The organism is Alkalicoccobacillus murimartini (genome assembly GCF_030813245.1).
In the GTDB taxonomy this organism is placed as follows: Bacteria; Bacillota; Bacilli; order Bacillales; family Bacillaceae_D; genus Alkalicoccobacillus; species Alkalicoccobacillus murimartini.
This window is the reverse complement of the sequence record NZ_JAUSUA010000004.1, coordinates 23,316-47,586: the sequence shown is the minus strand read 5'-3', so window position 1 is coordinate 47,586 and position 24,271 is coordinate 23,316. Positions and strand designations below refer to the sequence as shown.

The 24,271-nt window shown below is 38.5% G+C and carries 31 protein-coding genes; 22 read left to right on the top strand and 9 right to left on the bottom strand.

The features are described from left to right. Positions 1-107 precede the first annotated feature (107 nt). Positions 108-1,061 carry a type I pantothenate kinase gene (coaA, locus tag J2S05_RS13270; protein ID WP_306983570.1) on the bottom strand — a complete coding sequence of 318 codons (954 nt, stop codon included), beginning with the start codon at positions 1,059-1,061 and terminating at the stop codon, positions 108-110. A gap of 178 nt (positions 1,062-1,239) precedes the next feature. Beyond that, positions 1,240-1,983 carry a GTP pyrophosphokinase gene (locus tag J2S05_RS13265; protein WP_306983568.1) on the bottom strand — a complete coding sequence of 248 codons (744 nt, stop codon included), beginning with the start codon at positions 1,981-1,983 and terminating at the stop codon, positions 1,240-1,242. Positions 1,984-2,120: 137 nt separating this feature from the next. Between J2S05_RS13265 and J2S05_RS13260 the strand changes: the two genes are divergently transcribed. The 3 genes from J2S05_RS13260 (at position 2,121) to J2S05_RS13250 (ending at position 3,960) form a co-directional block, all read left to right on the top strand. Beyond that, on the top strand, positions 2,121-2,966 hold the full coding sequence (locus J2S05_RS13260; protein ID WP_306983566.1) for a DUF2268 domain-containing putative Zn-dependent protease: 846 nt from the start codon (positions 2,121-2,123) through the stop codon (positions 2,964-2,966). 61 nt (positions 2,967-3,027) lie between these two features. After that, complete coding sequence (locus tag J2S05_RS13255; RefSeq protein ID WP_306983564.1) at positions 3,028-3,774, top strand: DUF3603 family protein; 747 nt, start codon at positions 3,028-3,030, stop codon at positions 3,772-3,774. A 57-nt stretch (positions 3,775-3,831) separates the two neighbouring features. Beyond that, complete coding sequence (locus J2S05_RS13250; protein ID WP_306983563.1) at positions 3,832-3,960, top strand: hypothetical protein; 129 nt, start codon at positions 3,832-3,834, stop codon at positions 3,958-3,960. A 96-nt stretch (positions 3,961-4,056) separates the two neighbouring features. Here J2S05_RS13250 and trpS read toward each other — a convergent pair whose 3' ends face one another. Then, complete coding sequence (gene trpS, locus J2S05_RS13245) at positions 4,057-5,046, bottom strand: tryptophan--tRNA ligase (protein WP_306983560.1); 990 nt, start codon at positions 5,044-5,046, stop codon at positions 4,057-4,059. A gap of 150 nt (positions 5,047-5,196) precedes the next feature. Between trpS and J2S05_RS13240 the strand changes: the two genes are divergently transcribed. Both J2S05_RS13240 and J2S05_RS13235 read left to right on the top strand, forming a co-directional pair. Further along, positions 5,197-6,372: an MGDG synthase family glycosyltransferase gene (locus J2S05_RS13240; protein ID WP_306983558.1), complete on the top strand. Its 1,176-nt coding sequence runs from the start codon at positions 5,197-5,199 to the stop codon at positions 6,370-6,372. A 188-nt stretch (positions 6,373-6,560) separates the two neighbouring features. Then, positions 6,561-7,076, top strand: coding sequence for a TlpA disulfide reductase family protein (locus tag J2S05_RS13235; protein WP_306983556.1), 516 nt, complete (start codon positions 6,561-6,563; stop codon positions 7,074-7,076). Here the strand turns inward: J2S05_RS13235 and J2S05_RS13230 are convergent. After that, positions 7,060-7,605, bottom strand: a complete 546-nt coding sequence (locus J2S05_RS13230; protein ID WP_306983555.1) for an HD domain-containing protein — start codon at positions 7,603-7,605, stop codon at positions 7,060-7,062. The two genes, J2S05_RS13235 and J2S05_RS13230, sit on opposite strands and share 17 nt — an antisense overlap. 138 nt (positions 7,606-7,743) lie before the next feature. Between J2S05_RS13230 and trhA the strand changes: the two genes are divergently transcribed. The 9 genes from trhA (at position 7,744) to pepF (ending at position 15,690) form a co-directional block, all read left to right on the top strand. After that, on the top strand, positions 7,744-8,391 hold the full coding sequence (gene trhA / locus J2S05_RS13225) for a PAQR family membrane homeostasis protein TrhA (RefSeq protein ID WP_306983553.1): 648 nt from the start codon (positions 7,744-7,746) through the stop codon (positions 8,389-8,391). Positions 8,392-8,546: 155 nt separating this feature from the next. Continuing rightward, on the top strand, positions 8,547-8,777 hold the full coding sequence (locus J2S05_RS13220; RefSeq protein WP_306983551.1) for an excisionase family DNA-binding protein: 231 nt from the start codon (positions 8,547-8,549) through the stop codon (positions 8,775-8,777). Positions 8,778-8,803: 26 nt separating this feature from the next. Next, positions 8,804-10,009, top strand: coding sequence for a putative glycoside hydrolase (locus J2S05_RS13215; protein WP_306983550.1), 1,206 nt, complete (start codon positions 8,804-8,806; stop codon positions 10,007-10,009). Between the two features lie 133 nt (positions 10,010-10,142). Continuing rightward, positions 10,143-10,718 (top strand): GNAT family N-acetyltransferase, encoded by a 576-nt coding sequence (locus J2S05_RS13210; protein ID WP_306983549.1) that lies wholly within the window; start codon positions 10,143-10,145, stop codon positions 10,716-10,718. Positions 10,719-10,732: 14 nt separating this feature from the next. Beyond that, positions 10,733-10,873: a hypothetical protein gene (locus tag J2S05_RS13205; RefSeq protein WP_306983548.1), complete on the top strand. Its 141-nt coding sequence runs from the start codon at positions 10,733-10,735 to the stop codon at positions 10,871-10,873. Between the two features lie 299 nt (positions 10,874-11,172). After that, complete coding sequence (gene spxA, locus J2S05_RS13200) at positions 11,173-11,568, top strand: transcriptional regulator SpxA (RefSeq protein WP_306983547.1); 396 nt, start codon at positions 11,173-11,175, stop codon at positions 11,566-11,568. Between the two features lie 293 nt (positions 11,569-11,861). Then, entirely contained in the window at positions 11,862-12,515 is a 654-nt protein-coding gene (gene mecA / locus J2S05_RS13195) for an adaptor protein MecA (protein WP_306983546.1), read from the top strand. Between the two features lie 99 nt (positions 12,516-12,614). Next, positions 12,615-13,829: a competence protein CoiA gene (locus tag J2S05_RS13190; RefSeq protein WP_306983544.1), complete on the top strand. Its 1,215-nt coding sequence runs from the start codon at positions 12,615-12,617 to the stop codon at positions 13,827-13,829. A gap of 58 nt (positions 13,830-13,887) precedes the next feature. Further along, a complete protein-coding gene (gene pepF / locus J2S05_RS13185; protein WP_306983542.1) occupies positions 13,888-15,690 on the top strand; it encodes an oligoendopeptidase F in 1,803 nt (600 codons plus the stop codon). Here the strand turns inward: pepF and J2S05_RS13180 are convergent. From J2S05_RS13180 to J2S05_RS13170, 3 genes are all read right to left on the bottom strand, one after another. Next, on the bottom strand, positions 15,687-15,866 hold the full coding sequence (locus J2S05_RS13180) for a hypothetical protein (protein ID WP_306983541.1): 180 nt from the start codon (positions 15,864-15,866) through the stop codon (positions 15,687-15,689). The genes pepF and J2S05_RS13180 overlap by 4 nt on opposite strands. Before the next feature lie 100 nt (positions 15,867-15,966). Beyond that, positions 15,967-16,872, bottom strand: a complete 906-nt coding sequence (locus J2S05_RS13175; RefSeq protein WP_306983539.1) for a ClpXP adapter SpxH family protein — start codon at positions 16,870-16,872, stop codon at positions 15,967-15,969. 15 nt (positions 16,873-16,887) lie between these two features. Beyond that, complete coding sequence (locus J2S05_RS13170; RefSeq protein WP_306983536.1) at positions 16,888-17,277, bottom strand: globin domain-containing protein; 390 nt, start codon at positions 17,275-17,277, stop codon at positions 16,888-16,890. A 194-nt stretch (positions 17,278-17,471) separates the two neighbouring features. Here J2S05_RS13170 and J2S05_RS13165 point away from each other — a divergent pair, with 194 nt between their 5' ends. After that, positions 17,472-18,155 carry a lytic transglycosylase domain-containing protein gene (locus J2S05_RS13165; RefSeq protein WP_306983535.1) on the top strand — a complete coding sequence of 228 codons (684 nt, stop codon included), beginning with the start codon at positions 17,472-17,474 and terminating at the stop codon, positions 18,153-18,155. A gap of 39 nt (positions 18,156-18,194) precedes the next feature. Here J2S05_RS13165 and J2S05_RS13160 read toward each other — a convergent pair whose 3' ends face one another. Beyond that, positions 18,195-18,782, bottom strand: coding sequence for a CYTH domain-containing protein (locus J2S05_RS13160; protein ID WP_306983533.1), 588 nt, complete (start codon positions 18,780-18,782; stop codon positions 18,195-18,197). A 180-nt stretch (positions 18,783-18,962) separates the two neighbouring features. Between J2S05_RS13160 and J2S05_RS13155 the strand changes: the two genes are divergently transcribed. From J2S05_RS13155 to J2S05_RS13130, 6 genes are all read left to right on the top strand, one after another. Next, positions 18,963-19,346, top strand: coding sequence for a UPF0738 family protein (locus tag J2S05_RS13155; protein WP_306983530.1), 384 nt, complete (start codon positions 18,963-18,965; stop codon positions 19,344-19,346). Positions 19,347-19,369: 23 nt separating this feature from the next. Next, on the top strand, positions 19,370-20,002 hold the full coding sequence (locus J2S05_RS13150; RefSeq protein WP_306983529.1) for a GTP pyrophosphokinase: 633 nt from the start codon (positions 19,370-19,372) through the stop codon (positions 20,000-20,002). A gap of 20 nt (positions 20,003-20,022) precedes the next feature. Next, entirely contained in the window at positions 20,023-20,820 is a 798-nt protein-coding gene (locus J2S05_RS13145) for an NAD kinase (protein WP_306983527.1), read from the top strand. Beyond that, the gene (locus J2S05_RS13140) at positions 20,813-21,721 is read left to right on the top strand and encodes an RluA family pseudouridine synthase (protein WP_306983525.1); all 909 of its coding nucleotides are present in this window, start codon (positions 20,813-20,815) and stop codon (positions 21,719-21,721) included. The genes J2S05_RS13145 and J2S05_RS13140 overlap by 8 nt, the downstream gene beginning before the upstream one ends. Positions 21,722-21,782: 61 nt before the next feature. Further along, positions 21,783-22,562, top strand: a complete 780-nt coding sequence (gene fabI, locus J2S05_RS13135; RefSeq protein WP_306983523.1) for an enoyl-ACP reductase FabI — start codon at positions 21,783-21,785, stop codon at positions 22,560-22,562. A gap of 164 nt (positions 22,563-22,726) precedes the next feature. Then, complete coding sequence (locus J2S05_RS13130) at positions 22,727-22,861, top strand: hypothetical protein (RefSeq protein ID WP_306983522.1); 135 nt, start codon at positions 22,727-22,729, stop codon at positions 22,859-22,861. Positions 22,862-23,287: 426 nt separating this feature from the next. On the opposite strand, the gene J2S05_RS13125 is transcribed toward J2S05_RS13130, so the two are convergent. Continuing rightward, positions 23,288-23,761, bottom strand: a complete 474-nt coding sequence (locus J2S05_RS13125; protein ID WP_306983521.1) for a hypothetical protein — start codon at positions 23,759-23,761, stop codon at positions 23,288-23,290. A gap of 139 nt (positions 23,762-23,900) precedes the next feature. Here J2S05_RS13125 and J2S05_RS13120 point away from each other — a divergent pair, with 139 nt between their 5' ends. Beyond that, on the top strand, positions 23,901-24,251 hold the full coding sequence (locus J2S05_RS13120; RefSeq protein ID WP_306983519.1) for a DUF1360 domain-containing protein: 351 nt from the start codon (positions 23,901-23,903) through the stop codon (positions 24,249-24,251). Positions 24,252-24,271: the final 20 nt, after the last annotated feature.

The following is a 24,271-nucleotide window of genomic DNA, read 5'->3' as shown; positions in this document are numbered from 1 at the left end:
ATCTGTAGATAGGCTTAAATACCAATAAAGAGAACCAAACATCAGCAACTCACCTCCACATACAAACAAAAACCACACAGAGTTACTACTCTGGTGGTTTTGATTTTTTAGCTTTTTTTCACTTGGACTTGCTCAACGCGGTGGCCGGTTCCTTTGGTTAGGATCATGTCAGCGCGGTAGCGAGTGGGACGGATGTTCTTCTCGAGGTTAACGCCGTTAATGGATTTCCAAATAGATAAGGCTACCTCTTCGGCTTCTTTTTCGCTTAGGTGACGATAGCGATGGAAAAAGGAGTCGGGATCTTGGAATGCTGTATTTTGCAGAACTTTAAATCGATCCACATACCATTTGATAATATTATCTTCATCCGCATCAACATATATCGAGAAATCAAAGAAATCAGAGACAAAGACTGGTGAGATGCGCCGGTCTTTTTTGTTTACTTGAAGCACATTAATTCCTTCTACAATGACAACGTCGGGTTCTTCTACCTGTTGTGCTTTGTTCTGAAGAACATCGTACGTTAAATGTGAATATAGTGGAGCTTCAGTACTTTTTCTTCCTGATTTGATATCAGATAGAAAGCGAACGAGCTTGCGTATATCATAGCTTTCAGGAAACCCTTTTCGTTTCATTAATCCTCGTTCTTCGAGAATTTGATTGGGATAAAGAAATCCGTCGGTTGTTACTAGGTCTACTTTAGGGTGATTTGGCCAACGACTGATCAACGCTTGAATGAGGCGAGCCGTTGTGCTTTTTCCGACAGACACACTACCGGCAATCCCTATGACAAAGGGTACTTTTTTGGTTTCTCTATGAAAAAAACGATTTTGATCATTATGAAGGGTAACAGAGTGTTTTGTATGCATATACAGTAGTTCTGTTAACGGAACATATATTTCTTCTACCTCATCTGGAGAGACAGTTTCGTTAATACCTTGAAGCTGAATTCTTTCTTCATCTGAAAGAGTGACAGAAGCTTGATAAGCTAATGAAGCCCATTCATTTCGAGTAAAGCATGTATAAGCATCTGTGCTGGAGTGTGCTGTTTTTGTTACCATACGTATCTCCTTTTAGAGAGTTCATTCTCCCAATTGTAACGCTTTAAGGGATAAAAGAGTGTCTGTAAGCAGAGTATCACTTGAAGCAACGAGAATCAATAGAAGTCGCTTACAAAGTGTCGATTTGTCTACAAAAAAGCGGAACACTTTTTAAAAAGTGTTCCGCTTTGCTTTGGTTTTATTCCTCATTTGATTCCAGTAATTTTAATAAATCAGCTGGTAATTCAAAGGTTTGATCTTGAATGGTTAATTTGGTATCTGTTGATTCTTCATTAACCTTCTTACGTTTCTTCAACGTATCCACCTCTTTATGAATACCTTCCATCTTACGATCTAATGCCGCAGCTGAATCTGCGGCTTCTTTTAATTCATTTAACAAGTGAGATGGGACTTCTGAATTGTATTTGTAATAAATTTTGTGCTCAAGGCTTGCCCAAAAATCCATTGCAATAGTACGAATTTGTACTTCCATACAAACATATTCAGTACGATCAGACATGAAAACAGGCAGTTCAAGAATAAGATGAAGGCTTTGGTATCCATTATGTTTAGGTTCTTTAATATAATCTTTCACCTCAAGGACACGAATATCACTCTGATTCTGAAGCATATCTGAGAGGGTATAAATGTCAGAAAGAAATGAACATGTAATTCTAATTCCGGCAATATCCTTAATATGAGATTTGATACTCGCGAGAGATATTGGACAGTTTTTTCGCATAATTTTTTTGAAAATACTCTCTGGAGATTTTAAACGGCATTTAATATGTTCAATCGGGTTATGTTCATGCACATATTCAAATTCTTCTTGAAGTATTTTTATCTTTGTATTCATTTCATCTAAAGCGAATTTATACGTCATCATGAAGCGAGTTAATTCCGTTTTGAAGGTTTGAAGATTTTTAAGGTCTACGTTAGCCATGGTTATTCTCCTTAGGAAAAGTCATTATCATTTCTTATTCTAATTGTGAAAGCAAGCACATAGGAAGTCAAGTTAATGGATGTGAAACGTTATCAAGAATTGTGGGTAATAGGTGCAGTCAGGAAGGAGATAGGACCTTGAGTGTAGTAAGAACGGATAAATGGTTGAATTGGTATCTCCAAGATCAAACGAATCATAGAAGTAAAAAGAAACGGATGAAATCACAGAAAGAATTTTTTGTGAAACCATTAGAAAAATGGTTTGATGAGAGCTTTTTAAAATTCCTCCATCCTTTTTTATTAGATCAAGGATTGTTCAGTCCAGATGAGGAAAGTCTCGATGAATTACAGAAACTAGCCGATCTCTCTGTTTGGCATGATGTACAGCAGGTATTTGTAGAAATAAAAGAGCAATGGAATGGTCCAGATATTCCGATTTATTTGCTTCCGGCTCATTCGGGAATGGTTGATCCTGCTAAAAAAGCAGGAGTAAGCTTTCCTTTTGCTATCTTTTTATTTATTGGACCACATCTCAAAAAAGTAGAGATCGAAGCGTTATTGATCCATGAATATCATCATTCGGTTCGTTTACAGCAAACAGGCCTTACTGAAGAAACCATTCCATTTTTAGAATCTATGTACATGGAGGGGCTTGCTGAATGTGCTGTTTTAGAGCGATTGGGTAAGGAGCAGTTGGCCTATTGGACATCGATTCATCAGGATCAGTGGGAGGAAAAGTGGGTTGAAAAATGGATAGAGCCAAATCTTGATCTAAAAGGCCGTTCCAATCATCGGAAATATTTGTATGGAGACGCCCGCTTAAGAATTCCTCCTATGCTCGGCTATTACTTTGGGTATCAGTTAGCCGTGGCTTGCATGAATTCACGGCCAGGCTGGAATACAGTCGATTGGCTACGTTTTACGGGGGCTGAATGTGATTTGTTATTAAAAGAAGTTTTAAAGAGTATGGACAACGTGGAATAAACTGGGTAAGCCTTGCCTATACTGTGGGTACAAATGAATTAACTCGCAAGGAGGGTTTATCATGGTTGTGATGCGTGATGTATGGATTAACTGGTTTGAAGGGGAAGAGAATGGCTACAACGTCTGTGATTTTGTTGAGTGGAGACCGAGTGATCGAGTAGAAGTATTGGATCAGGCCATTGTTATTAAAACAACGGAGAGATTGATGGACTATATGGAAAATGAATTATTAGAGTTACCAGATGATTTGCTTCAAGATGTCTATCAAAAAAGCTATCTTAGAAAAAATATGTCGAGGATTCAACTTGATTATTGCTTTATTGCATCAGATGGCAGAAGAATTCTCGCTGTAGATACAGCAGGATATCAAACCCCTATACGCAAAAGCCGTCTCACACCTAGGCAGCAGCAGTTGGTCTATGAACATTTGCAGAGCGGGGAATGGAAGGTTTATGATCTTGAACATGAACCATCTTCTAAACAGTATCATATTCTATCGCCTTCTCCGGAAGAAATGATCGGACTTACCAGAAAAGAAAGACAGATCAAGTTAATTTTGCACATGGTATTGGATGAGCTGAACCAATCTGGTACAGATGCTGAGGTGAAATATTGGTACACGGAATGGAAGCCTGAATCATACGAGGAGATCCAGTGTCTTGAACGAGCAGAAGCATGGGACTATTTTTTAGAAGACGTCCAGTCTGGGTGGACAGGCCGTCATTATGAATTATGTGAAGCCATGATAAAAGGTCAGTCTTTTTTTGAGAAGCTTTGGGAACAAGAGCATCCAGAAAGCGTAAAATAAGTTTACTTACGTACAGACTTCTACTATACTAAAAGAAACAGTAGTGGAGGCGGTTTCATGGGTACTGAAAACATGGATGGTTTTGCTTATCTGGTTATGCAGATATTCACAATCATCTTACTGGTAGGCACATTAGGCTTATCCTTCTTTGTCGGCATGGTATGGAAGAAGAATAACGGTTATTAATGGACGAAAACGGATGGCATTAATCATCCGTTTTTTTTATATGTCGTTTCTAGCAAAAAAACCAGTGGATTAGAGTGTCCACTGGTTTTTGTTTATTTATCTAGTACGACGACCAAGCCCCATGGCTCGCTCAGCTTTGTGAAGCATACGGTTTGCGTGAGTATTAGCACGCAAGGCTCCATTATCAAGAATGTGGTCAAGCTCTTCAGATTGAATCAGTTCTTTGTATTTTTCTTGGATTGGAGATAGAACCTCAACCACAACTTCTGCTAGGTCGGATTTGAAATCACCATATCCTTTGCCTTCATAACGAAATTCCAGAGTAGAAATAGATTCTCCTGTACAAGCTGAGTAGATGGTCAGGAGGTTTGCAACACCTGCTTTGTTTTCTTTATCATAGCGTACAGTTCCTTCTGTATCCGTCACAGCACTTTTGATTTTTTTGCGTATCGTGTTAGGTTCATCAAGGATTGAAATATAGCTTTTAGGATTTGGACTTGATTTGCTCATTTTGCTGGTTGGCTCTTGAAGGGACATGATTCGTGCACCTTCTTTAGGAATTTGAACTTCTGGGACCGTAAATATATTGTTGTACTTGTTATTAAAGCGTTCTGCAAGATTACGTGTTAATTCAAGATGTTGTTTTTGATCTTCGCCAACTGGAACAATATCTGTTCCATATAACAAAATATCAGCTGCCATCAAAGGTGGATACGTTAATAATGAGGCTGATACTGCTTCTTTACCCGTTGATTTATCTTTAAATTGAGTCATTCTTTCTAATTCACCAATGTATGAAATACACTGCATCATCCATCCGAGCTGAGCATGAGCTGGTACTTCAGATTGAACAAATAAGACAGATTTCTCAGGTTCTAGACCTACTGCTACATAAAGCGCAGCTAAGTTACGAATATTTTCGCGTAATTTTAAGCGATCTTGCGGTTGAGTGATTGCATGTTGATCAACAATACAGAAGTAGCATTGATTGTCTTCTTGCATGTCGACAAAGTGTTTCATTGCTCCAAGGTAATTTCCAAGTGTCACTGTGCCACTTGGTTGTATACCGGAAAATACGGTTTTCATACTATTCATCCTCCATTACTACATATGTCATTTGTATCATACCATATCTTCATACACCGATTAATGCGAGAGATATGATTGGCGCTACAACCACGAATAATTGTAGACGTTTTTCACATACTTACATTAATTATATTGGGATGACCCATTTTGAGAAAATGGCAGGTGTTTATTGTGGATAAAGATCCCTTATTATTTCATATGTCAATTGGCTATGGTCATACAAAAACAGCAGAAATATTGAAAAAAGAAGTAATGAGGCAAACGCACTATCATCCTCAATTAATAGACATGCTCTGTTTATTTCCTTGGTGGCAACAGGATCTGATTCGAAGCAGCTATTATAGGTTACTTCAGTTTGCTCCAACAATGTGGGGTAGGTATTACAAAAAAACAGCCACTTCTCCTTCCGTGCTCTTTCCTTCTGACTTCATATTAAAAGCAATGAGTTCAAATCTTGCTTCCATCTTACAAAATCGCCATCCACCGTTTATTATTTCTACTCATCCCTTAGTGACAAAAATGATCGCTATTTGGAAGCAAGAGCTTAACATAACCACACCACTTTATCATGTTTGTACAGATTTTGGTTTTCATCAGCTTGCCCTTCATCCACAAGTAAATGGATATTTTCATTCTGGATTTAAGGTGGAAGTAGGTCATATAACAAAACATCCTGAATTGTTTTTTCCATTTGGAATACCAGTAGAACAAGAAAAAAAACAGCACATATGCAAATGGAACACGCGCAAGAAATATGGATTCTCCAGAAACGAGAGAATACTTATGATTGCTGGTGGAGGAGAAGGTATAGCACAATATGAAGAAATTATCCGAGCGCTTCAATTCTTTCCACCGCTAACGATTTTATGTATGACTGGAATCAACAATCGAGTCAATCAGCTTCAAACAGAACAAAACAGTGGACATACGATTCATTTTATCCCTTTTACCAAGGATTTTTCTATGTACGTAAGGCTTGCAGATGTCCTGATTACTAAAGCGGGTGGGCAAACGTTAGCCCATGCTATCACAACCAATACCCCATTAGTTTTGTTTCGACCCATTCCGGGACAAGAGGAAGAAAATGCTTATCTTTTAGAGGAGCGTGGGGCTGCGTTTTACGCTAGAAATAGTCAAGAACTTGTTGAAGCTGTTGAGTTGTTAATCACAAACGATTCCATTCGTTACGAACGCCTAACCAAAGCTCAAAAAGTAAGTAGACCGAATTCTGCCTCGCGTATTATTCATCAGATTGTTTATGAGTATCACGATTGCGCAGCTTTCTGCGCTCCCTTTGACGTAAAATCCATAAAAGAATATTAATAGCCGCAATGGGGATAAATAAAATCAACGTTCTCTCACCCGTTTGTAAAGAATAGTACATAAACGAGATCAGGATGATGATGGCGACAATTTGGCTCCATTGTATCTTTGTCATATAAGTCACCTCGCATTTCTTTGTTTATCCTATTATATCAAGACAAACAATATACAGAAAGGAGGTAGTTAGAATGGTCGGTATCTATAATAGAAGGATTTTTGTTGTGGTGGTTCTGGTGTGTTTAGTCATTTGCTCGCCACTTCAAGTATGGGCTGGAAGTTCATCACATTCATCATCTACTCCATTAGTGAGCCTTGCTGGTATAGAAAAAACGTTGGCAGACTATAAAGGAAAAAAAGTAGTTGTTCATTTTTTTGCAACGTGGTGTCACCCCTGCCAAGAGGAAATGCCTTATATTGTGTCATTTTCAAATCAACTGAAGGAAAATGGAGCAGTCTTTGTGCCGATTCACTTAACAAAGATGGATTCAGACCTTGGTCAACTACAGAGCTTTCTAACTCACTATGAAGCAGATTTTGATCCTTGGCTTGATGAAAAAGGGGAGATGATGCAGCAATATCATGTGGTCGGAATCCCAACCACATTGTTTATAGATGAGAACGGAGTCGTTGAGCAAAGAATGAATGGGATGTTACCCCAACACGAAGCAGAGTCCTATATTGAAAGCATTAAGAAGAAGAGTTAAGTTTTTTTATTTCGATTTCTTTTAAATAATCTTCAATTTTTTGATCTAGGGTAGCTAACATGGTACGAGCTTTGTCATCCTCAATAATTCGATAATGGTGGGCACCACTAGGCTCTTCATCTGCTTCATCAGCAAGGTGCACAACCTTTTGTAAAGGTTTTAGGTGCAATTCACCATGAGGCAGGTAAGAGTCCGTATGCAACAGAACAGCTAAGGCAATCTCTTTTGCTGACTTTGGGTGCTCACCTAGTCTAATAAGAAGCTTATGTGCTCGCTCGGCTCCTTTGATAGCATGAATATCATTCTCTTTATATAATGAATAATCCCATTTTCCGTTTCGATACCAAGTGTAATGACCAATATCATGTAAAAGAGCGGCTTTAGCAGCTAAATCTGGACTCACATCGTAAGTCTTAGCTAGCTTAAATGCGTGATATGCACATGAAATGGCATGTGCCATGCCAGAACGCTTCACATATTTTTGGGTTATAGGGTGATCAAAGATTTGGACAAGTGTTACATCTCTCATGCAATAACTCCTTTCAAACATAGCTTAAACCTGTTACGATTAGTTTATCTATTATATAAACATGAGTTACTTGGTTGCAACAAAATTGTTTGAATCTCATAGAATGCAGGATTAGTTTATATAGAAGGAGGGGTTTTATTGGCCACAACACATGTCTTTTCTAAAGACGAAGAAATAGCGAATGCCATAACGCATGGCATTGGTGCTCTAATTAGTATCGCTTGTCTAGTTTTGTTAATCGTATTTGCTAGCCTCTATGGAACCGCTTGGCATATTGTAAGTTTCTCGATATACGGGGTATCTATGCTTGTATTATATGCCTCTTCCACTTTGGTGCACAGCTTTCCGCCTGGTAAAGCGAAGGATCTGTTTGAAATTCTTGATCACTCGGCCATATATCTCTTTATAGCTGGAACCTATACGCCAATTTTATTCATTGTCGTACAAGGAGCTTTAGGATGGACATTATTTGGAGTGGTATGGGGAATAGCCACCTTAGGAATTGTTTTTAAGATCTTTTTTGTGAAAAAATTTCTAGTTCTCTCGACAATTTTCTATCTTTTAATGGGCTGGATGGCTATGTTTGCAATTAAGCCTATATTTATGACTCTTCCATTACAAGGCACAATCTTCCTTGTAGCAGGTGGATTACTATACAGTGTTGGGACAGTGTTTTACATGTGGAGAGGGTTTAAATTCCACCATGCAGTATGGCATCTATTTGTTTTAGGTGGAACGATACTACACTTCTTTTTAGTCATCGGATACATTCTACCAATACATTAAGCAAGTCTGCCTAAATTAGGCAGGCTTTTCTTTGTATTATTGACATGTATTTTAAGGAAAAGGGTAACCTATATGAAATACGTAAAATTCTATATTTATCCATGATGGGTGTCGTAAAACCTAAAAAAACGATATACTCGGCTTGGAGGATGGACATGTATATTTCAATTGAAGAATTAGCTAGTTATTTAAATTTGCCAGTCGAATACATCAAACAACAGCTTGCATTAGGAAATATTAAGGCTTTTCAAAATGGCGAAGAGTATGTGTTCAACAAAAATGATTTTTCCTGGCACAAAGAACAGCTTGAGTTAAAACGAAAAATAGCTGAAGCAGAAATGAACGAGCCAATCCCTGAAGATTGGGATGCAAAGGATGAGGATTAATACAAAATAGAAAGGCAGTGGGAACAGTGTGGAAACGAACCGTTACAGTCTTGACACTTAGTGTAACTGCAGTCATTGGAACATCTTTTGTAGCGCACGCAGATACAGAAGCGGAGCATGTGGCTCAAGATTTTGAGCATAAATTAACAGGCAAACATGCCTACGAACTCCCGGATCGGTTAGCTCGATTTGTGCATAGCTCTGATCGTGACTTTGCATACCCTGAAGATGGTGTTAAAGGGATTTACGTGACAGGGAATTCAGCAGGTGGTGAACGGTTTAATACGTTAGTCAACATGCTAAATGATACTGAACTGAACAGCATGGTTATTGATATTAAAGAGGATAACGGGCACCTTACATACCGTCCAGATGAAGATTCACCATTTTATGATATTGCTAAGAATTACATAAGTGATCCAGAAGAAATGTTTAATGTGTTGGAAGAGAACGATATTTATCCAATTGCTCGTATCGTCGTATTTAAAGATACTGTTTTAGCTGAAGAACGTCCAGAGTTATCCTTCCAAGAAAACGGGAAGGTTTGGAAAAACCGACGCGGAGAAGCCTTTGTCAACCCGTTCCTTGAAGAAGTTTGGGAATACAATGTTGACATCGCTGAAGAAGCAGCCAAAATGGGGTTCCAAGAAATTCAATTCGATTATGTTCGGTTCCCAGAAGGATTTGAAAATCGAGATGAAGATCTTGAATATGAAACTGGAAATTATGAAGGCGGCGACGGTGATAATATCCACCGACGTGTCACGGCAGTGAACGACTTTGTTGCATATGCTAATGAGGAGTTATCTGCTTACGATGTCGATGTTTCTGTTGATATTTTTGGCTATGCTGCAACAGTTGAATATGCACCTGGTATCGGACAGAGCTTCCTTGGTATCTCTGACAATGTAGATGTCATTTCATCTATGATCTACCCAAGTCATTGGACTTCTTATTTTGGTATTGATAAACCAGATCTTTATCCTTATGAGATGTCAAAAGAATATGCCAAAGTAGAAAATGAACTTCTTTCAGAATTAGAGGATGGACCAACCTCAAGACCTTGGATTCAAGATTTTACAGCAAGTTATTTACCTGATGGTGATTGGCAACCGTATGGTAAGGAACAAGTCGAAGATCAAATAAGAGGCTTAAAAGAAGAAGGTATTACTGAATTTTTATTATGGGATGCCGGAAACAATTATACTCAAGGTGTAAATTACTCACCTTAACCATAGGAACAGCACTCTAAAAATGAGAGTGCTGTTTTTTGTCAGCTCTTCTTATATTTCACGTTTATAGTTCTTGATAAAAAGGAATATACTATAGGACACGTGCGTTAAGAAAAGTGGAGGAGCTATAAATATGAGCTGGTATGAAAAGCTAAGTAAATATTTTCCAATTGAAGAAATGAAGTCTAAGGAGCATATGGAGCTTCTTTTAAAAGAGAAGGCAGATATTTACTATAAAGATGAAGGACAAAATCATGTTATAATGTTTGTAGAAACAGACGATTTTGTTTTTGTCGATTATTTATTTGTATCTAAGAATGCTCGAGGACAAGGTCTGGGAAAACAGCTGTTACAAAAGCTTAAGGATAAAAACAAACCGATTATTCTTGAAGTAGAACCAGTTGATTACGAAGATACGGATACGGTTAAACGCAATCGATTTTATGAGAGAGAAGGCTTTACACATGCCCAATCTGTTGGGTATCGAAAAAAATCGTTAGCAACGAATCAAGTTAATGAGCTAGAGATTCTCTACTGGTCACCTACAGATGAATCAGAGCATAGTATTTATGAAAAGATGAAACATACCTACGAAACGATTCATACGTATAAAGATAAAGACCTTTATGGTCAGTCCTATGATGCTGTTGATCAGGCCGTAACCTTTAATCATTCTGTTAAGGAACGAGAAAAATCGCCAAATGGCTGAAGGTGGTGTTTCAATTGAAGAATAAAGAAAAAGCAAAACAGCAAAAGAAGAAAAAAGACATGCTTAAAGATCTTCTAAAGAAAAATGTAGACAATTGGAAAAAAGGCACTGCTAAAAGTCCGTCACCACACTCATATAATAAGTTTAGTGCATAACCTTCCGCCAATTGTGGCGGTTTTTTTTGAATTAAGTAACAAGTTGTAAATCACTTTATAAACATTTTTGTTTAAAAAGAATTTTAGTATAATAGGTTTAACAACAAAACTGATAGGGTATTTATCACTATAGGTACATACCATCAGCAATGTTGAGTAAGCTGTAGAAGTTTTGTATAACTTTTTTGTAACCTTCTATATACTTTTAGCTGCAATTTCTGTATAATAAAAGGTGCATAGACAAATGTTCACATTGTTAGTTGGATCATTTTGATTCCTTGAAGGGAGAGGTTGGTAACATGGTCACATTGTTAACTTCACCAAGCTGTACATCTTGTCGTAAAGCAAAAGCATGGTTGGAAGAACATGAGATTCCGTTTGAGGAACGTAATATTTTTTCAACACCGCTTTCTGTAGATGAGGTTAAAGAAGTCGTCCGAATGACTGAAGATGGAACAGATGAAATTATTTCGACTCGTTCTAAAGTCTTTCAAGAATTGAATGTTGAGGTTGAGAATTTGCCTTTGCAAACTCTATTCACTATTATTAGTGAGAATCCAGGTCTTTTAAGACGTCCAATTATTTTTGATGAGAAACGTCTTCAAGTTGGATACAATGAAGCAGAGATTCGTCGATTCTTACCGAGAAAAGTTCGTACGTTTCAGTTACAAGAAGCACAGCGACTTGTTAATTAATAGTAAACCTTCTACAGAAATATGTAGGAGGTTTTATTTTTTTAGATCGCATGACTTGACAGTAGAAAGCCTTTCAAGGAAAATAGGGTACTACATTAGGAATTAGATCAACGAAGATTGTTTTTCGAAAAATCTGTTTTTATAATTCCTTTTTAGTACGTTTTATCATAAAATAGAAGAAAGTCACTTTGAACTGAATTGGTAAGGTTAATTGTTTAGTTCAAAGGGTAAAGTGTAACTATACGCACTCAAGCAGTAAACCTGCTTAGAGCAATGATCGGAGGAGAGCGATTATGGAAATCGAACGCGTTAATGACACGACCATTAAATTTTTTATTACGTATAAAGATATAGAATCAAGAGGTTTTGAACGAGATGAAATCTGGTATAATCGTGAGCGTGGAGAAGAGCTCTTCTTTGAAATGATGAATGAAGCTAATAATCGTGATGATTTTGAATTAGATGGTCCATTATGGATACAAGTTCACGCTCTTGACCGAGGTCTTGAGATTCTTGTTACTCGAGGTCAAGTATCGGATGGTAACATGAAACTTGAGGTACCTGACTGGAAAGATAAGAACAGCCTTGATGAGGATAGCCAGACTTCTGATGAAGTATCACAGGTTTTAGAACAGGATGAAGGAGAAAGCGAACCGCTTGAACTAATGATAGGATTCCGTGACTTTGAGGACATCATTGATTTAAGCCACAGCTTTGTTGGTCCAAATCTAGACAACAGATTGTTTCACTTTGAAGGACAATACTTCCTGCATATTTTATTCGATGATGAACAATACTCTGAAGATGAACAGGATAATATGCTCAGCCATATTTTAGAATATGGATTTGAATCTGATATTACAATTCATCGTGTACAGGAATATGGAAAATGTATTCTAGAAGCAGAAGCATTAGGAGCATTACGCAGTCAATTTGCAATGAGATAATAGCAGAAACAGCATGGGATCATTTCCTTTGCTGTTTTTTTGTTTTTAAAGAGGATTTAACGACATTATGTCGAAAAGTCTAGAGGTGGAGGTGAATCTATGTTAACAGCTGTCCTAGAGGACGGAACAAAAATATCTATGGCTGATAAATGGTTTGAAAGTGAATTAAAGAATTTACGAAAAAAACAACAGTTTAAATGTCCCGTTTGTTATTCTTCTCTCATATTAAAGTTAGGTTCAAAACGCCAATGGCATTTTGCGCATGTTCAAGATCAATCGTGCCGCATCCCGTACGAACCTGAATCCTCCTATCACCTCAAAGGAAAGCTCGATATATACCATTGGTTAATGAACCAAGGAATAAGCGCAGCTTTGGAAATGTATCTCCCACTTATTCAGCAACGACCAGATGTACTATGTAGGGTTAATGGAAAGTTAATTGCCATTGAATATCAGTGTTCCTCCTTATCAGAGGAATTATATGCTGAACGGACAAAAGGCTATTACCGTATGGGAATAACCCCAATTTGGATACTTGGTGGTAATCGATTACGGCGAAAACAAACAGATTTGTATCAGATTCTTGGATTTGAATGGAATGCAGCTAGATTTAATCCTGTAGATCAGGCTTACTTAACATATTACTGCTCGGAATCAACATCGTGGGGACTCATGCAACAGATAACCTCATATTCTGCTACAAAGGCTTTAGCCGAACTCACTGTAAAAAAATCACATTCTTTTTCGATGAAAGAACTACTGACTCCAAATGAAAGCACATCTAATACAATGAAGTCATGGCTTAAAATAAAAAAGAATTGGCGGTACCAATGTTTTCATCCTCATCCGTCAAAAAGCGAATTACTCCTCAAAAAATTGTTGTATCAACACCGTATCCCACCTGGACAATTCCCTTGTGAAGCTGGATGGTTTATCTCAGTTCAGCATTATATTAAAACCTCGCCATATGTATGGCAAACTCTCCTGCTCCTACAAATCTCTCATCACTTAACACTTCATCAACCCTTTTCTCTAAATACACTTGAGGATCAATTAACTCCTTTTATAATGCGTGGTGTCATTACCTTTCGAGACCATTTGCAGCTAGACTTAACGGAAATGATTAGTCAAATGGTGTTTGAATATATTCAGCTTCTTGTTTCATTTGCAATAGTTGAGAAACTCACTAACGGAGATTATCTTTACTTAAAGCCAATCTCGTTACCTAAAACTGTAGAACAAGCGAATGAAATGGATCAATCTCTTGCAAATATAAAACAAAATACTCCCAATGGTCTTCATTTTCAGAGATAATAGAACTAAGCTCAATAAAAGGGATTACGTTTGAGCTAGTCTATTGGAGGTGTACCATTTGTCTACTAAAATTGTTGAAAGACATGAAGTTCCTGTGAATGATACATGGGATTTGGAATCAATTTTTAAAAGTGACACAGAGTGGGAGCAATCAGCAACTACATTCAAGGAGCAAGTATCTGAGATTGATGGTTTTCGAAATAAACTTAGTGAATCTGCTGAGACGTTGTATCTTGCCTTATCAAAACAATTAGAATTACAAGAGAAACTTGGTCAAATATTTACATATGCTCATATGAGACATGACCAAGATACAGGGAACTCCTATTATTCTGCACTTCAAGACAAGGCATATGGACTCGTATCCTTGTTTGAGCAGAGAGCTTCATATATTACTCCAGAGCTTTTAGCCATGGACCCTGCCACTTTAGATCGTTTTGTAACAGAACATAAAGATCTTCAGTTGTTCTCTCATCTATTTGATCAATTAAGAAAACAGCGTGAGCACATTCTTTCAGAAAGGGAAGAGGAGTTGCTTGCTAGAGCAAAAGAAGCATTAAATACGTCTAGCCAAGCATATGGCGCACTTAATAATGCAGACCTAGCGTTTCCTTCGATAAAGAATGAAAAAGGCGAGGAAGTCCAAATTACACATGGTCGTTTTGTATCATTGTTACAAAGCGAAGATCGTGATGTTCGAAAGGCCGCATTTGAAGCCGTTTATGCTACGTATGAGCAATACAAAAACACCTTTGCGGCTACATTAAGTGGACAGGTAAAGAGTGATATTTTTAACGCTCAATCTAGAAACTATGCAAGTGCAAGAGAGGCAGCTTTATCAGAAACTCATATTCCAGTAGGTGTGTATGATCAGCTGATATCAACAGTTGAAGACCATCTGCCTTTATTACACCGTTATGTTAAGCTTCGAAAGAAATGTTTAGGTGTAGATGAGCTACATATGTATGACTTATACACACCTATCATTAAAGATGTAGAGTTTCAAGTGTCATATGAAGAAGCCAAACAGAAGGTAATTGAAGCCGTCAAGCCGCTTGGCGAGGAGTATGTCGAGAGACTAACACAAGGATTTGAAGATAGATGGGTAGACATTCATGAGAATAAAGGAAAAAGAAGCGGAGCTTATTCTTCAGGAGCGTATGGCACAAAACCATTTATTTTGATGAATTGGCAAGATGATGTGGACAATCTTTTTACGCTTGCTCACGAATTTGGACACAGTATGCACAGTGATTATACACGGAGAACGCAGCCGTACCTATATGGAGATTATACAATCTTTGTTGCTGAGGTTGCCTCGACATTAAACGAGTCCCTGTTGCACCATCATATGATTCAAACGTTAGAGGAGAAGGAGAAAAAGCTCTATATTCTTAACTACTTTCTTGAGGGATTCAGAGGAACAGTTTTCCGTCAAACGATGTTTGCTGAGTTTGAACAAATGATTCATGAAAAAGTAGAAGGTGGAGGAGCTTTAACTGCGGAAGAGTTAACTCAAATGTATTACGAATTAAATGTTAAGTATTATGGTCCAGACATGGTAGTGGATAAAGAGATCGGATTCGAATGGGCAAGGATTCCACATTTTTATTACAATTTCTACGTTTTCCAGTATGCTACGGGATATAGTGCAGCAGCTGCGTTATCCAAGCAAATATTGGAGGAGGGTCAGCCGGCCGTTGATCGATTCATTGACTTTTTGAAAACAGGAAGTTCGGATTATCCGATTCAAATGTTAAAAAAGGCAGGGGTAGACATGACAACCTCTGAACCGGTTGAACAGGCAATGAAATTATTTGAAACGACACTCGATCAAATTGAACAACTCATAAATGATTAAGGACGAAATCCTTTAAATCGATTTGTTTTTTTTGCTGGGTAAAGCGCGAATAGGATTGAGGCGAATAAAAACAAGCCACCTATAAGCACTGGTATAACTTTCATTAACCCAAGCATATATAGAACAAAAGCAGCAAGAATGAGGCTGATTCGACCAGCCCAGGCAAGTACTTTCATGCTTTCAGCTCCTTTATACATTGACAAAAAACAGGGCCCCGACTACTGGGTGCCCTGTTTTTATTATATGAGACTGGCCATGTGTTCAGACCATTAATCATTATTGGATGTAGCGCCAAAACGTTCCGTATTTATAAGGTACTGCTTCGACTTTTTGCTGAAGAAGCAATGCCTTGAGGTGTTTCGTTGCTTCCTCCTCACTTATATCTAACACAGCTGCTACCTCCACTGTGGCAACAAAGGAGTGTTGTTTCAAAAATCCCTCTAATCCAATTGGTTCAGCTCGTTCTGGTTTGAAGCCAAGCATGTTCTCTAAAATCTCGACGTACACATGGTATGGGTATTGTCCTGATACCTTCATTCCTTCTTCTTCCACATTGTCATTAAAAAAGACAAACGTAGGAACAGACTCTACATCCATTTCCTTCGTGGTTTTTGCATCACATTGAAGAGCTTTGGCGGCTGTTGGTGAGTGCAGATCAAATTCAAATGATTCCACATCAAGACCAGCAGCCTCAGCACAGGCTAGTAAAACTTTTTCATCCGTTATATTCAATTTCTTCAGGAATAAGAATTCTCTTAGTTTACGCAAAAATCTCGTCCCTGCTTGAGGACCTTGAAGTTCTGCTGCTTTAATCGCCAGTGATGCACGATAAGGTTCTAGTTCTTCAGCATCGAACTCAACCGAACCCTCACACGACATCCCTTTTGCACCCGGAGGATGTTCTTTAAAAGATTTACCTTTTTTTGTTTTCACAAGGGATGGGCAAGCATTCCATACTTTTAATTTTCCTGCTAATAATACGCGTATCCGAAAATAAGCACCGTATTCAAGATATAACTTCTTAAGTGTGGGTTCAATAGCCCAGCACTCCGAGCACAAGGGGTCGATAAATGTATAAATCTCTATCGGTTTTTGTTGTTTTGGTTGATAGGATACTCCGGGAATAAGACCACAAACGCCCTGTTTGTCATCACACGCTGCTAAAGTTTCTTGAGGATTCAATGGTCATTCTCCTTTCTAAGGCGCAGTTGGTTGATTCACCATATGATGTGCCGTTAGTGTTAACCGTTCCATCATATAATTGCGCACGATTTGATCTACTTCCATTTCATCTAAAGCTTTTTGCATGCAATCAAGCCATGCATCGGCATGTTTTTCTGTTATAGGAAAAGGAAGGTGTCTAGCTCGTAACATAGGATGACCGAATTCTTCTGTATAAAGAGAAGGGCCTCCTAAAAATTGTGTCATGAATTGTTTTTGTTTATAGGCGGTTTCTGTTAAGTCTTTAGGGAATAAATCCGATAATAGAGTATGGTTGGAAACATGAGAATAAAAGGTGTCAATCAACTTAGATAGCACCTCTTCACCGCCAAGTGCTTCATAAGGCGTATTGGAAGGGTCTGACATTTAAAACAACTCCTTTTGTCAACCTCTTTTTATATTGTAGCAACCTTAATGTATAACATCAAATAATCTGTACGCATTATGAAGATTGTGTGAAGACACGATATCTTAAAAATTAAGTAGAAAAAATTGGTTGTCGATAAATTAGGTCTTTGGTATAGTAAAACTAATATAATGAATGAGACGGGGCTAAAAAAGTGGATTATGCATTACTAAAGAATCAATTGTTTAGTATGAGAAATCAGACGCAGCTTTCATGGGCCAATAAAACAAATATAACTTCTCCTAACGCAGAAGACTCATTTTCAAGTATTCTGTCTAGTCAACTATCAAGTCAGACGTTGCAACCATCCTCTTCCGGTTTAAGTGATTTGTTTTTATCACAAGCTGCGAGAGAAAAGTTTGAAAGCCTTCAGAATCAGATCTCCACTTCTCAAAAAACAAGTGCAGTGGAATCTTCAAAGGTAGAACAACAGACGTCTGTAAAAAGTAGTAAAGGGTCGACTCCATTTGATGACCTTATCCAAGGGGCGGCTAAGAAGTTTTCACTTGATCCAAAGTTATTGTATGCGGTCATAAAGAATGAATCAAATTTTAACCCTAATGCTAAAAGTCATGCAGGTGCATCTGGATTAATGCAACTAATGCCAGCAACGGCCAAAGGCTTAGGCGTTAAAGATATATTTAATCCCGAGCAGAATATACAAGGCGGAGCTAAGTATCTCAAGAGTATGTTAACGAAGTACAATGGTGATATTGAAAAAGCTCTAGCTGCGTATAATGCAGGACCTGGTAATGTCGATAAATATAATGGAATCCCACCATTTAAAGAGACAAGAGCCTATGTTCCAAAGGTTTTAAATACGTATCACAATGCGTGAGAAAAAAACCATCCTAACTGGATGGTTTTTTTGTGTGAATTAGTTATTTTGCGCTGCTTTACGCATAAAGAATCGTGCTACTTTATTAGGGGTTTTCATAGGAGATATACCTACCTCATTAAGTAAAGATGTTAAGGTCTGGTGGGCAGATTTCATAGAAGACCCTTCGAATTCTACCTCATAATCAACATCACCAAGATAACTGCTTTTATCTAAGCAAAGACTTCCATCTTGATAAGAAACTTCAATTCTTTCTGTTGTTAACGTGCCTAGAAAAGATAATTGGTTATGGGCCAAGAGCAGACTGTTTAATTGTGAAGTCGTTTGTCCATTAGGCAACGTCCCGTTCGCTAAAGCTTCTTCTTTTTCTTTTTCTGTAAGAACTTGATGAGTTTCAAGTAATCCTCCGTCTTCTGAAGGTTGTTTTAATGTTAGAATAGCTTTGTCATTTTTTTCACGAATACGCAAAGCAGATCCGGCAGCGCTTAATTCGCTATCGGGTGTTTCAAAGTAATGATTATGCTGCGTAATAGCTTTATGCTCTTGTAGCTTTAAATGATGGATAAGAGTAGAAAAATCTGAGAGTGAAAGTAAGCTTTTAGCTTCATATTCAAATTCCTGCGACATGTAGGGTATCCTCCTGCTAGATACGTACTAAGATCTTATGATTCATCTATTATGTCATAGTGCTGTTTTTTGCTCAACATCAAGATGAATCCGGAGCTAACGATTCTTTGAACAGCAAAAATATGTTAAACTTATACCGGAATCAGGTTGGATTTTGAAATGGAATGAGGAGAAAATAGTATGCACAAATTACACATCATTGAACTAACAGATAACGGAGATCATTGGTTAGCTAAAGGTCATGAAAAACTTTCAGAAGATCTAGCTAAAACTTTGGAACCCGGCAAGCGATTACTTGTTGATTCGGATGGATTTGCATTTATTTACATACTTGAAGACGAATCAGGGTTTCACCAAGTGATTTTTCACCAAGAGTTATGGTCACAAGTACGTGAAGCATATGAGACGAAAAAGGCGATTCACTTAGACCTTCATGACAACGTCCATATCGAGCTTTCTCACTTTCATGATGAATTTGATTTTCTATTAGAAAACATACAAGGTAATGGAAATTACGGAGAAGATTTTGAGCAAGCTGTTAATGTTGCATTTAAAGAAAAATAAAACACTTAATTGGTGGTGATGATATGAATAGCTGGGATGAACTCCTGTCACCATATAAACAGGCAGTCGAAGAGTTAAAAGTGAAATTAAAGGGAGTACGAGAGCAATATCAAAAAAGCTCTAATCATACACCGATTGAGTTTGTGACTGGCCGAGTCAAACCAGTCTCAAGTATTTTGAATAAAGCCGCTCGAAAAAAAATCTCATTTGATCATTTGGAACAAGAGATTCAAGATCTAGCAGGGGTACGAATTGTGACTCAGTTCGTTGAAGATATTGAAACGGTAGTTGAACTCATCCGAAAACGAACAGATTTTGAAATTCTTGAAGAAAGAGATTATATAATAGAGCAAAAGCCAAGCGGCTATCGATCTTATCATTTAATTATTTGGTACCCAGTGCAGACCATTCAAGGAGAAAAGAAAATTCAGGTTGAACTTCAGGTTCGAACGTTATCTATGAATTTCTGGGCAACCATTGAGCATTCCTTACGATACAAATACAGTGGAGAAATTCCTGACGAGATTGGACGGAGGCTCATTCGAGCGTCGGAAGCTGCATTTAAGCTAGATGAAGAAATGTCTATCATTAGAGATGAAGTGCGGGAAGCACAGGAATTATTAATGGCCAAGCGTCATCAACAGGATATCAACTAAATGTAAATGGAGGTGATCGATTGAATTATGCATTAGCTTCACGTGGTGATGAAATATCGGACGCGTTAGTGGAACGAATCAGACAATCATTAAATAAATTTGATTTAGTACAGGATAACAAAGAACCGGAAATCGTCATTTCTGTTGGTGGAGATGGCACGCTATTACAGGCATTTCATGATTATAGTCATCGCCTTGAGGAAACAGCCTTTGTTGGAGTACATACAGGCCACTTAGGGTTTTATGCTGACTGGGTACCAGATGAAGTGGAGAATCTCATCATTCACATTGCCAAAACTCCTTTTCAAATTGTTGAGTATCCGCTGCTAGAAGTGGTGGTTCGTTATGGGGACTCGACTTCACCAAAACGATACTTAGCATTAAATGAGTCAACGGTTAAGACATCTGAGGGATCCTCTCTTGTTTGTAATGTAGAGATTAAAGGGGAGACCTTTGAAACATTTAGGGGAGATGGTTTGTGTATTTCTACTCCTTCGGGAAGTACGGCATACAACAAAGCATTAGGAGGAGCGATTTTACATCCTTCTTTGGCATCTCTTCAAATCTCAGAAATGGCTTCCATCAATAACAGGGTCTACCGAACGATTGGCTCTCCTATGGTATTACCACAGCACCATACCTGTTTACTGAAGCTGTTAAATAATGCAGATGTGCAGGTAACCATTGATCATTATACAATTAATTATGAAGACATTGCCTCCATTCAGTGCAGAGTAGCAGAAGAAAAGATCCGTTTTGCAAGATTTCGTCCTTTTCCGTTTTGGAAACGAGTGAAGGAGTCGTTTATTGGTGAATAATCAGCCAATCTTTGTTTGGACGGTCGGCGAGTCCTCTGCGCACAGTAGCCTTAGAGCGTTTTTGCGTGTGCAGAAGCAGGTCTCCAAAAAAATGCTGACATCGATAAAGTTTCATGGTGGCTCAATAAAAGTAAATGGCGTCGAGAAAACAGTCAGAACGATCCTGGAAGAAGGGGATGTCGTTGTTGTTCATCTCCCTCCTGAAAGTCCGTCAGTAGGATTAATTCCAGAAAAACGGTCATTCGAGATCCTTTTTGAGGACGAGCATTTGCTGGTCATTAACAAAGAAGCAGGAATGGCCACCATTCCGTCGAGAGAACATCCTAGAGGAACACTTGCGAATGCTGTTCTTGCTTATTATCAGGCTAATCAAATTCAAGCTACATTTCATCCAGTAAATCGTCTGGACCGTGGCACGTCAGGATTACTAATTGTAGCAAAGCACCGATATGCGCATGATCAAATGGGTAAACAGCAAAAGGCAGGAAAGTTGAATAGGCGCTATGAAGCACTTGTTCAAGGTATGGTTGAACCATCTGAGGGCACAATTACAGCCCCAATTGGTCGAAACCCGAACAGTATCATTGAGCGAATGGTTGCGGAAGATGGAAAAGCTGCGGTCACGCATTATAAAACCATCACAACGGGGACGGAGATTACCCATGTTAGCATTGCTCTCGAAACAGGTAGAACCCATCAAATCAGAGTCCATTTTTCCTCTATTGGTCATCCTTTAGCAGGAGATACATTGTACGGTGGAGAAATGTTAGGATTAAGCCATCAAGCGTTGCATAGCTGTAAGTTATTTTTTTCACACCCATTTACGGGAGAAGAGATGGTATTTGAAGCAAAGGCACCTGATGATTTCTTACAACTGTTAGCTCACATACAACAGGGATAAAGAAACTATGGTACAATCATTAGGACCAACTACTAGAAGCAACCAATAGGAGGATATAAATATGTATCAGTTATCACTTGAAAATCGCACGTATGTTGTCATGGGTGTTGCTAATAAAAGAAGTATCGCGTGGGGAATCTCACAATCTCTAGCAAAAGCAGGGGCACGACTTATTTTTACATATGCAGGAGAGCGTCTTGAGAAGAATGTTCGTCAGCTAGCTGAAACACTTGATCGTGATGACCACTTGGTTCTTCCTTGTGATATTACGAGTGATGAGGAAATTACGAGCACCTTTAAGCAAATTAAAGAAGAAGTAGGAACAATTCATGGCTTGGCTCACTGTATTGCTTTCGCAAACAAAGAGGAGCTTGAAGGAGAGTACTTGAATACGACTCGTGATGGATTTCTGTTAGCTCAGAATATCAGTGCTTATTCTCTTACAGCTGTTTCTAAGGAAGCACGTCCATTGATGACTGAAGGTGGAAGCATTATCACCTTAACATATCTTGGTGGCGAAAAAGTTGTGAAGAACTATAATGTTATGGGTGTAGCGAAGGCGACTCTTGATGCAAGTGTTAAATACCTTGCGAATGATCTTGGTAAAGACGGAATTCGTGTAAATGCCATTTCAGCTGGACCAATCCGTACATTGGCAGCTAAAGGAATCGGTGGATTCAATGAAATTTTAAGAGACATCGAAGAACGAGCTCCTCTTCGTAAAGTAACAACTCAAGAAGAGGTTGGCGACACTGCCCTATTCCTTGTGAGTGATTTAGCCCGCGGTATTACCGGGGAAATTCTTCATGTGGATGGTGGATTTAACATTCTTTCTATCTAATAATAGATAAAACCATATGCGAAGCTGCATATGGTTTTTTTTGTGGGAATAAAGAGGGAATGAAATAGTTCTAAAACGCATATGAGAGTGATCTTTTATGTATTGATATACGTGCCATTAGGGTATCTGTAACATAAAGTTACAAAAATATGGGAGTGGTATATATGAATGTAGAAGGATTGATTATAAATTATAACGATCAAATGGATCATTTGAATACGTTAATCACTATTCTTGTTGTCATAATGGCGATCAATTGTATTGTAAATATTTTAACATTGTTTAAAAAACGAACATGACGAAAATGAACTAAATGAAAGTCGGATTTCATTTAGTGATTTATACGTCATTGATTGGTAGAACTCTTATCAAGAGGGGTGTGCTTATAACCAAGATAGACGGAGATAAAGTAAGAGGAAGAAGACGTTGATAAGAGGAATAAAGGTGGTAATAAGACAGATAAAAATATAGTAAGAGGTGGCATGTCTTATCAAGAAAAACGTAAATTTAATTAAGATACTGGGCCACTTTAACAAGAAGTGAAAAGCGATACAAAGACCTGACCTAGAGTTAATAAGCGGAAAGTGGACAAGAGCAAGACAGGCCAGATGCGCATGAACAGTTACGACCTTACCAAAAGGAATCTCCACCTCATCAAGAAGAATAATCAAAAGAAACGCACTGAACATAAACATGTTCAGTGCGTTTCTGCGTTACAAATATGTTTAAGGACGAGGGCCGCCGATCTGGTTCCAAATCCATGGCCAAAGTCCACCCTGGCCACCACCGCCTTGACCACCACCAGGATTCCAAGGACCCTGGCCACCGCCGCCTTGACCGCCGCCAGGATTCCAAGGACCCTGACCACCGCCGCCATGGCCACCACCAGGATTCCAAGGACCTTGACCACCGCCACCTCCGTGACCTGGACGTGGGGGAGTAGGACCAAAATACGGACTAATTCCAACTAAGTCTGTGTTGTGTACTTGAACAAACTGTTGATTATAGTATGGAGGTTGATACACAAGTAACGAAACCATACCAGTGTTCTGATTAAAATCAGCGACATAGGCTATTACTCTTCCATAGCCTGGAATGGTTGTAGTGACCCATTGATGCAAATACTGATTGACGACAACAGGGGGAAGCAAATAAACAGAAGGCTGTTGACGTTGATTACGACCAAAAAATCGATTCATAGGGAATACAGTCTCCTCTCAAAGGTTCTCATGTACTATATGCACGATAATAAAAACGGGTGTTTGTCTAGGGAAAGAATGTATAGGACAGGTCATTGTAAGCATAGATCTTGAATAGATGTGAAATGAGGGATGCTTTTTGTTAGAGGGATATGCTTGGATTGTTCTTATTCTTGCTTCCTTTCGTTTAACGCGTTTGTTGATTCATGACGAAATTACAAGCTGGGTTAGACGTCCATTTGTTCAAGTTAAAGAGGAGTTACATGATGGGCAACCTGTCCTATATCTTGAACCAATTGGAACCGGTTTACGAAAGTGGACGGGCATGCTGCTCAGTTGTTATTGGTGTATGGGTGTGTGGACAACCTCATTTTTATATGCTGGCTGGTTAGTTTGGCCAAGTCTATTTGTTTATATCGCCCACATCCTTGCTTTAGCAGGTGCTGCAGCTATTTTAGAATCGTTGGTACGCCTTGTCAGCGATAGATAAGGGAGGATTGAGGAGAGACG

Coding starts and splice junctions, on each gene's coding strand:
- J2S05_RS13230 (WP_306983555.1), bottom strand. CDS start 7,605: ATGAGAGATGTAACACTTGTCCAAATCTTTGATCACCCTATAACCCAA.
- fabI (WP_306983523.1), top strand. CDS start 21,783: ATGTATCAGTTATCACTTGAAAATCGCACGTATGTTGTCATGGGTGTT.
- spxA (WP_306983547.1), top strand. CDS start 11,173: ATGGTCACATTGTTAACTTCACCAAGCTGTACATCTTGTCGTAAAGCA.
- J2S05_RS13155 (WP_306983530.1), top strand. CDS start 18,963: ATGCACAAATTACACATCATTGAACTAACAGATAACGGAGATCATTGG.
- J2S05_RS13150 (WP_306983529.1), top strand. CDS start 19,370: ATGAATAGCTGGGATGAACTCCTGTCACCATATAAACAGGCAGTCGAA.
- J2S05_RS13190 (WP_306983544.1), top strand. CDS start 12,615: ATGTTAACAGCTGTCCTAGAGGACGGAACAAAAATATCTATGGCTGAT.
- J2S05_RS13170 (WP_306983536.1), bottom strand. CDS start 17,277: ATGTCAGACCCTTCCAATACGCCTTATGAAGCACTTGGCGGTGAAGAG.
- J2S05_RS13130 (WP_306983522.1), top strand. CDS start 22,727: ATGAATGTAGAAGGATTGATTATAAATTATAACGATCAAATGGATCAT.
- trpS (WP_306983560.1), bottom strand. CDS start 5,046: ATGAAAACCGTATTTTCCGGTATACAACCAAGTGGCACAGTGACACTT.
- J2S05_RS13180 (WP_306983541.1), bottom strand. CDS start 15,866: ATGAAAGTACTTGCCTGGGCTGGTCGAATCAGCCTCATTCTTGCTGCT.
- J2S05_RS13235 (WP_306983556.1), top strand. CDS start 6,561: ATGGTCGGTATCTATAATAGAAGGATTTTTGTTGTGGTGGTTCTGGTG.
- J2S05_RS13125 (WP_306983521.1), bottom strand. CDS start 23,761: ATGAATCGATTTTTTGGTCGTAATCAACGTCAACAGCCTTCTGTTTAT.
- J2S05_RS13255 (WP_306983564.1), top strand. CDS start 3,028: ATGGTTGTGATGCGTGATGTATGGATTAACTGGTTTGAAGGGGAAGAG.
- J2S05_RS13250 (WP_306983563.1), top strand. CDS start 3,832: ATGGGTACTGAAAACATGGATGGTTTTGCTTATCTGGTTATGCAGATA.
- J2S05_RS13265 (WP_306983568.1), bottom strand. CDS start 1,983: ATGGCTAACGTAGACCTTAAAAATCTTCAAACCTTCAAAACGGAATTA.
- mecA (WP_306983546.1), top strand. CDS start 11,862: ATGGAAATCGAACGCGTTAATGACACGACCATTAAATTTTTTATTACG.
- J2S05_RS13220 (WP_306983551.1), top strand. CDS start 8,547: ATGTATATTTCAATTGAAGAATTAGCTAGTTATTTAAATTTGCCAGTC.
- J2S05_RS13210 (WP_306983549.1), top strand. CDS start 10,143: ATGAGCTGGTATGAAAAGCTAAGTAAATATTTTCCAATTGAAGAAATG.
- J2S05_RS13160 (WP_306983533.1), bottom strand. CDS start 18,782: ATGTCGCAGGAATTTGAATATGAAGCTAAAAGCTTACTTTCACTCTCA.
- coaA (WP_306983570.1), bottom strand. CDS start 1,061: ATGGTAACAAAAACAGCACACTCCAGCACAGATGCTTATACATGCTTT.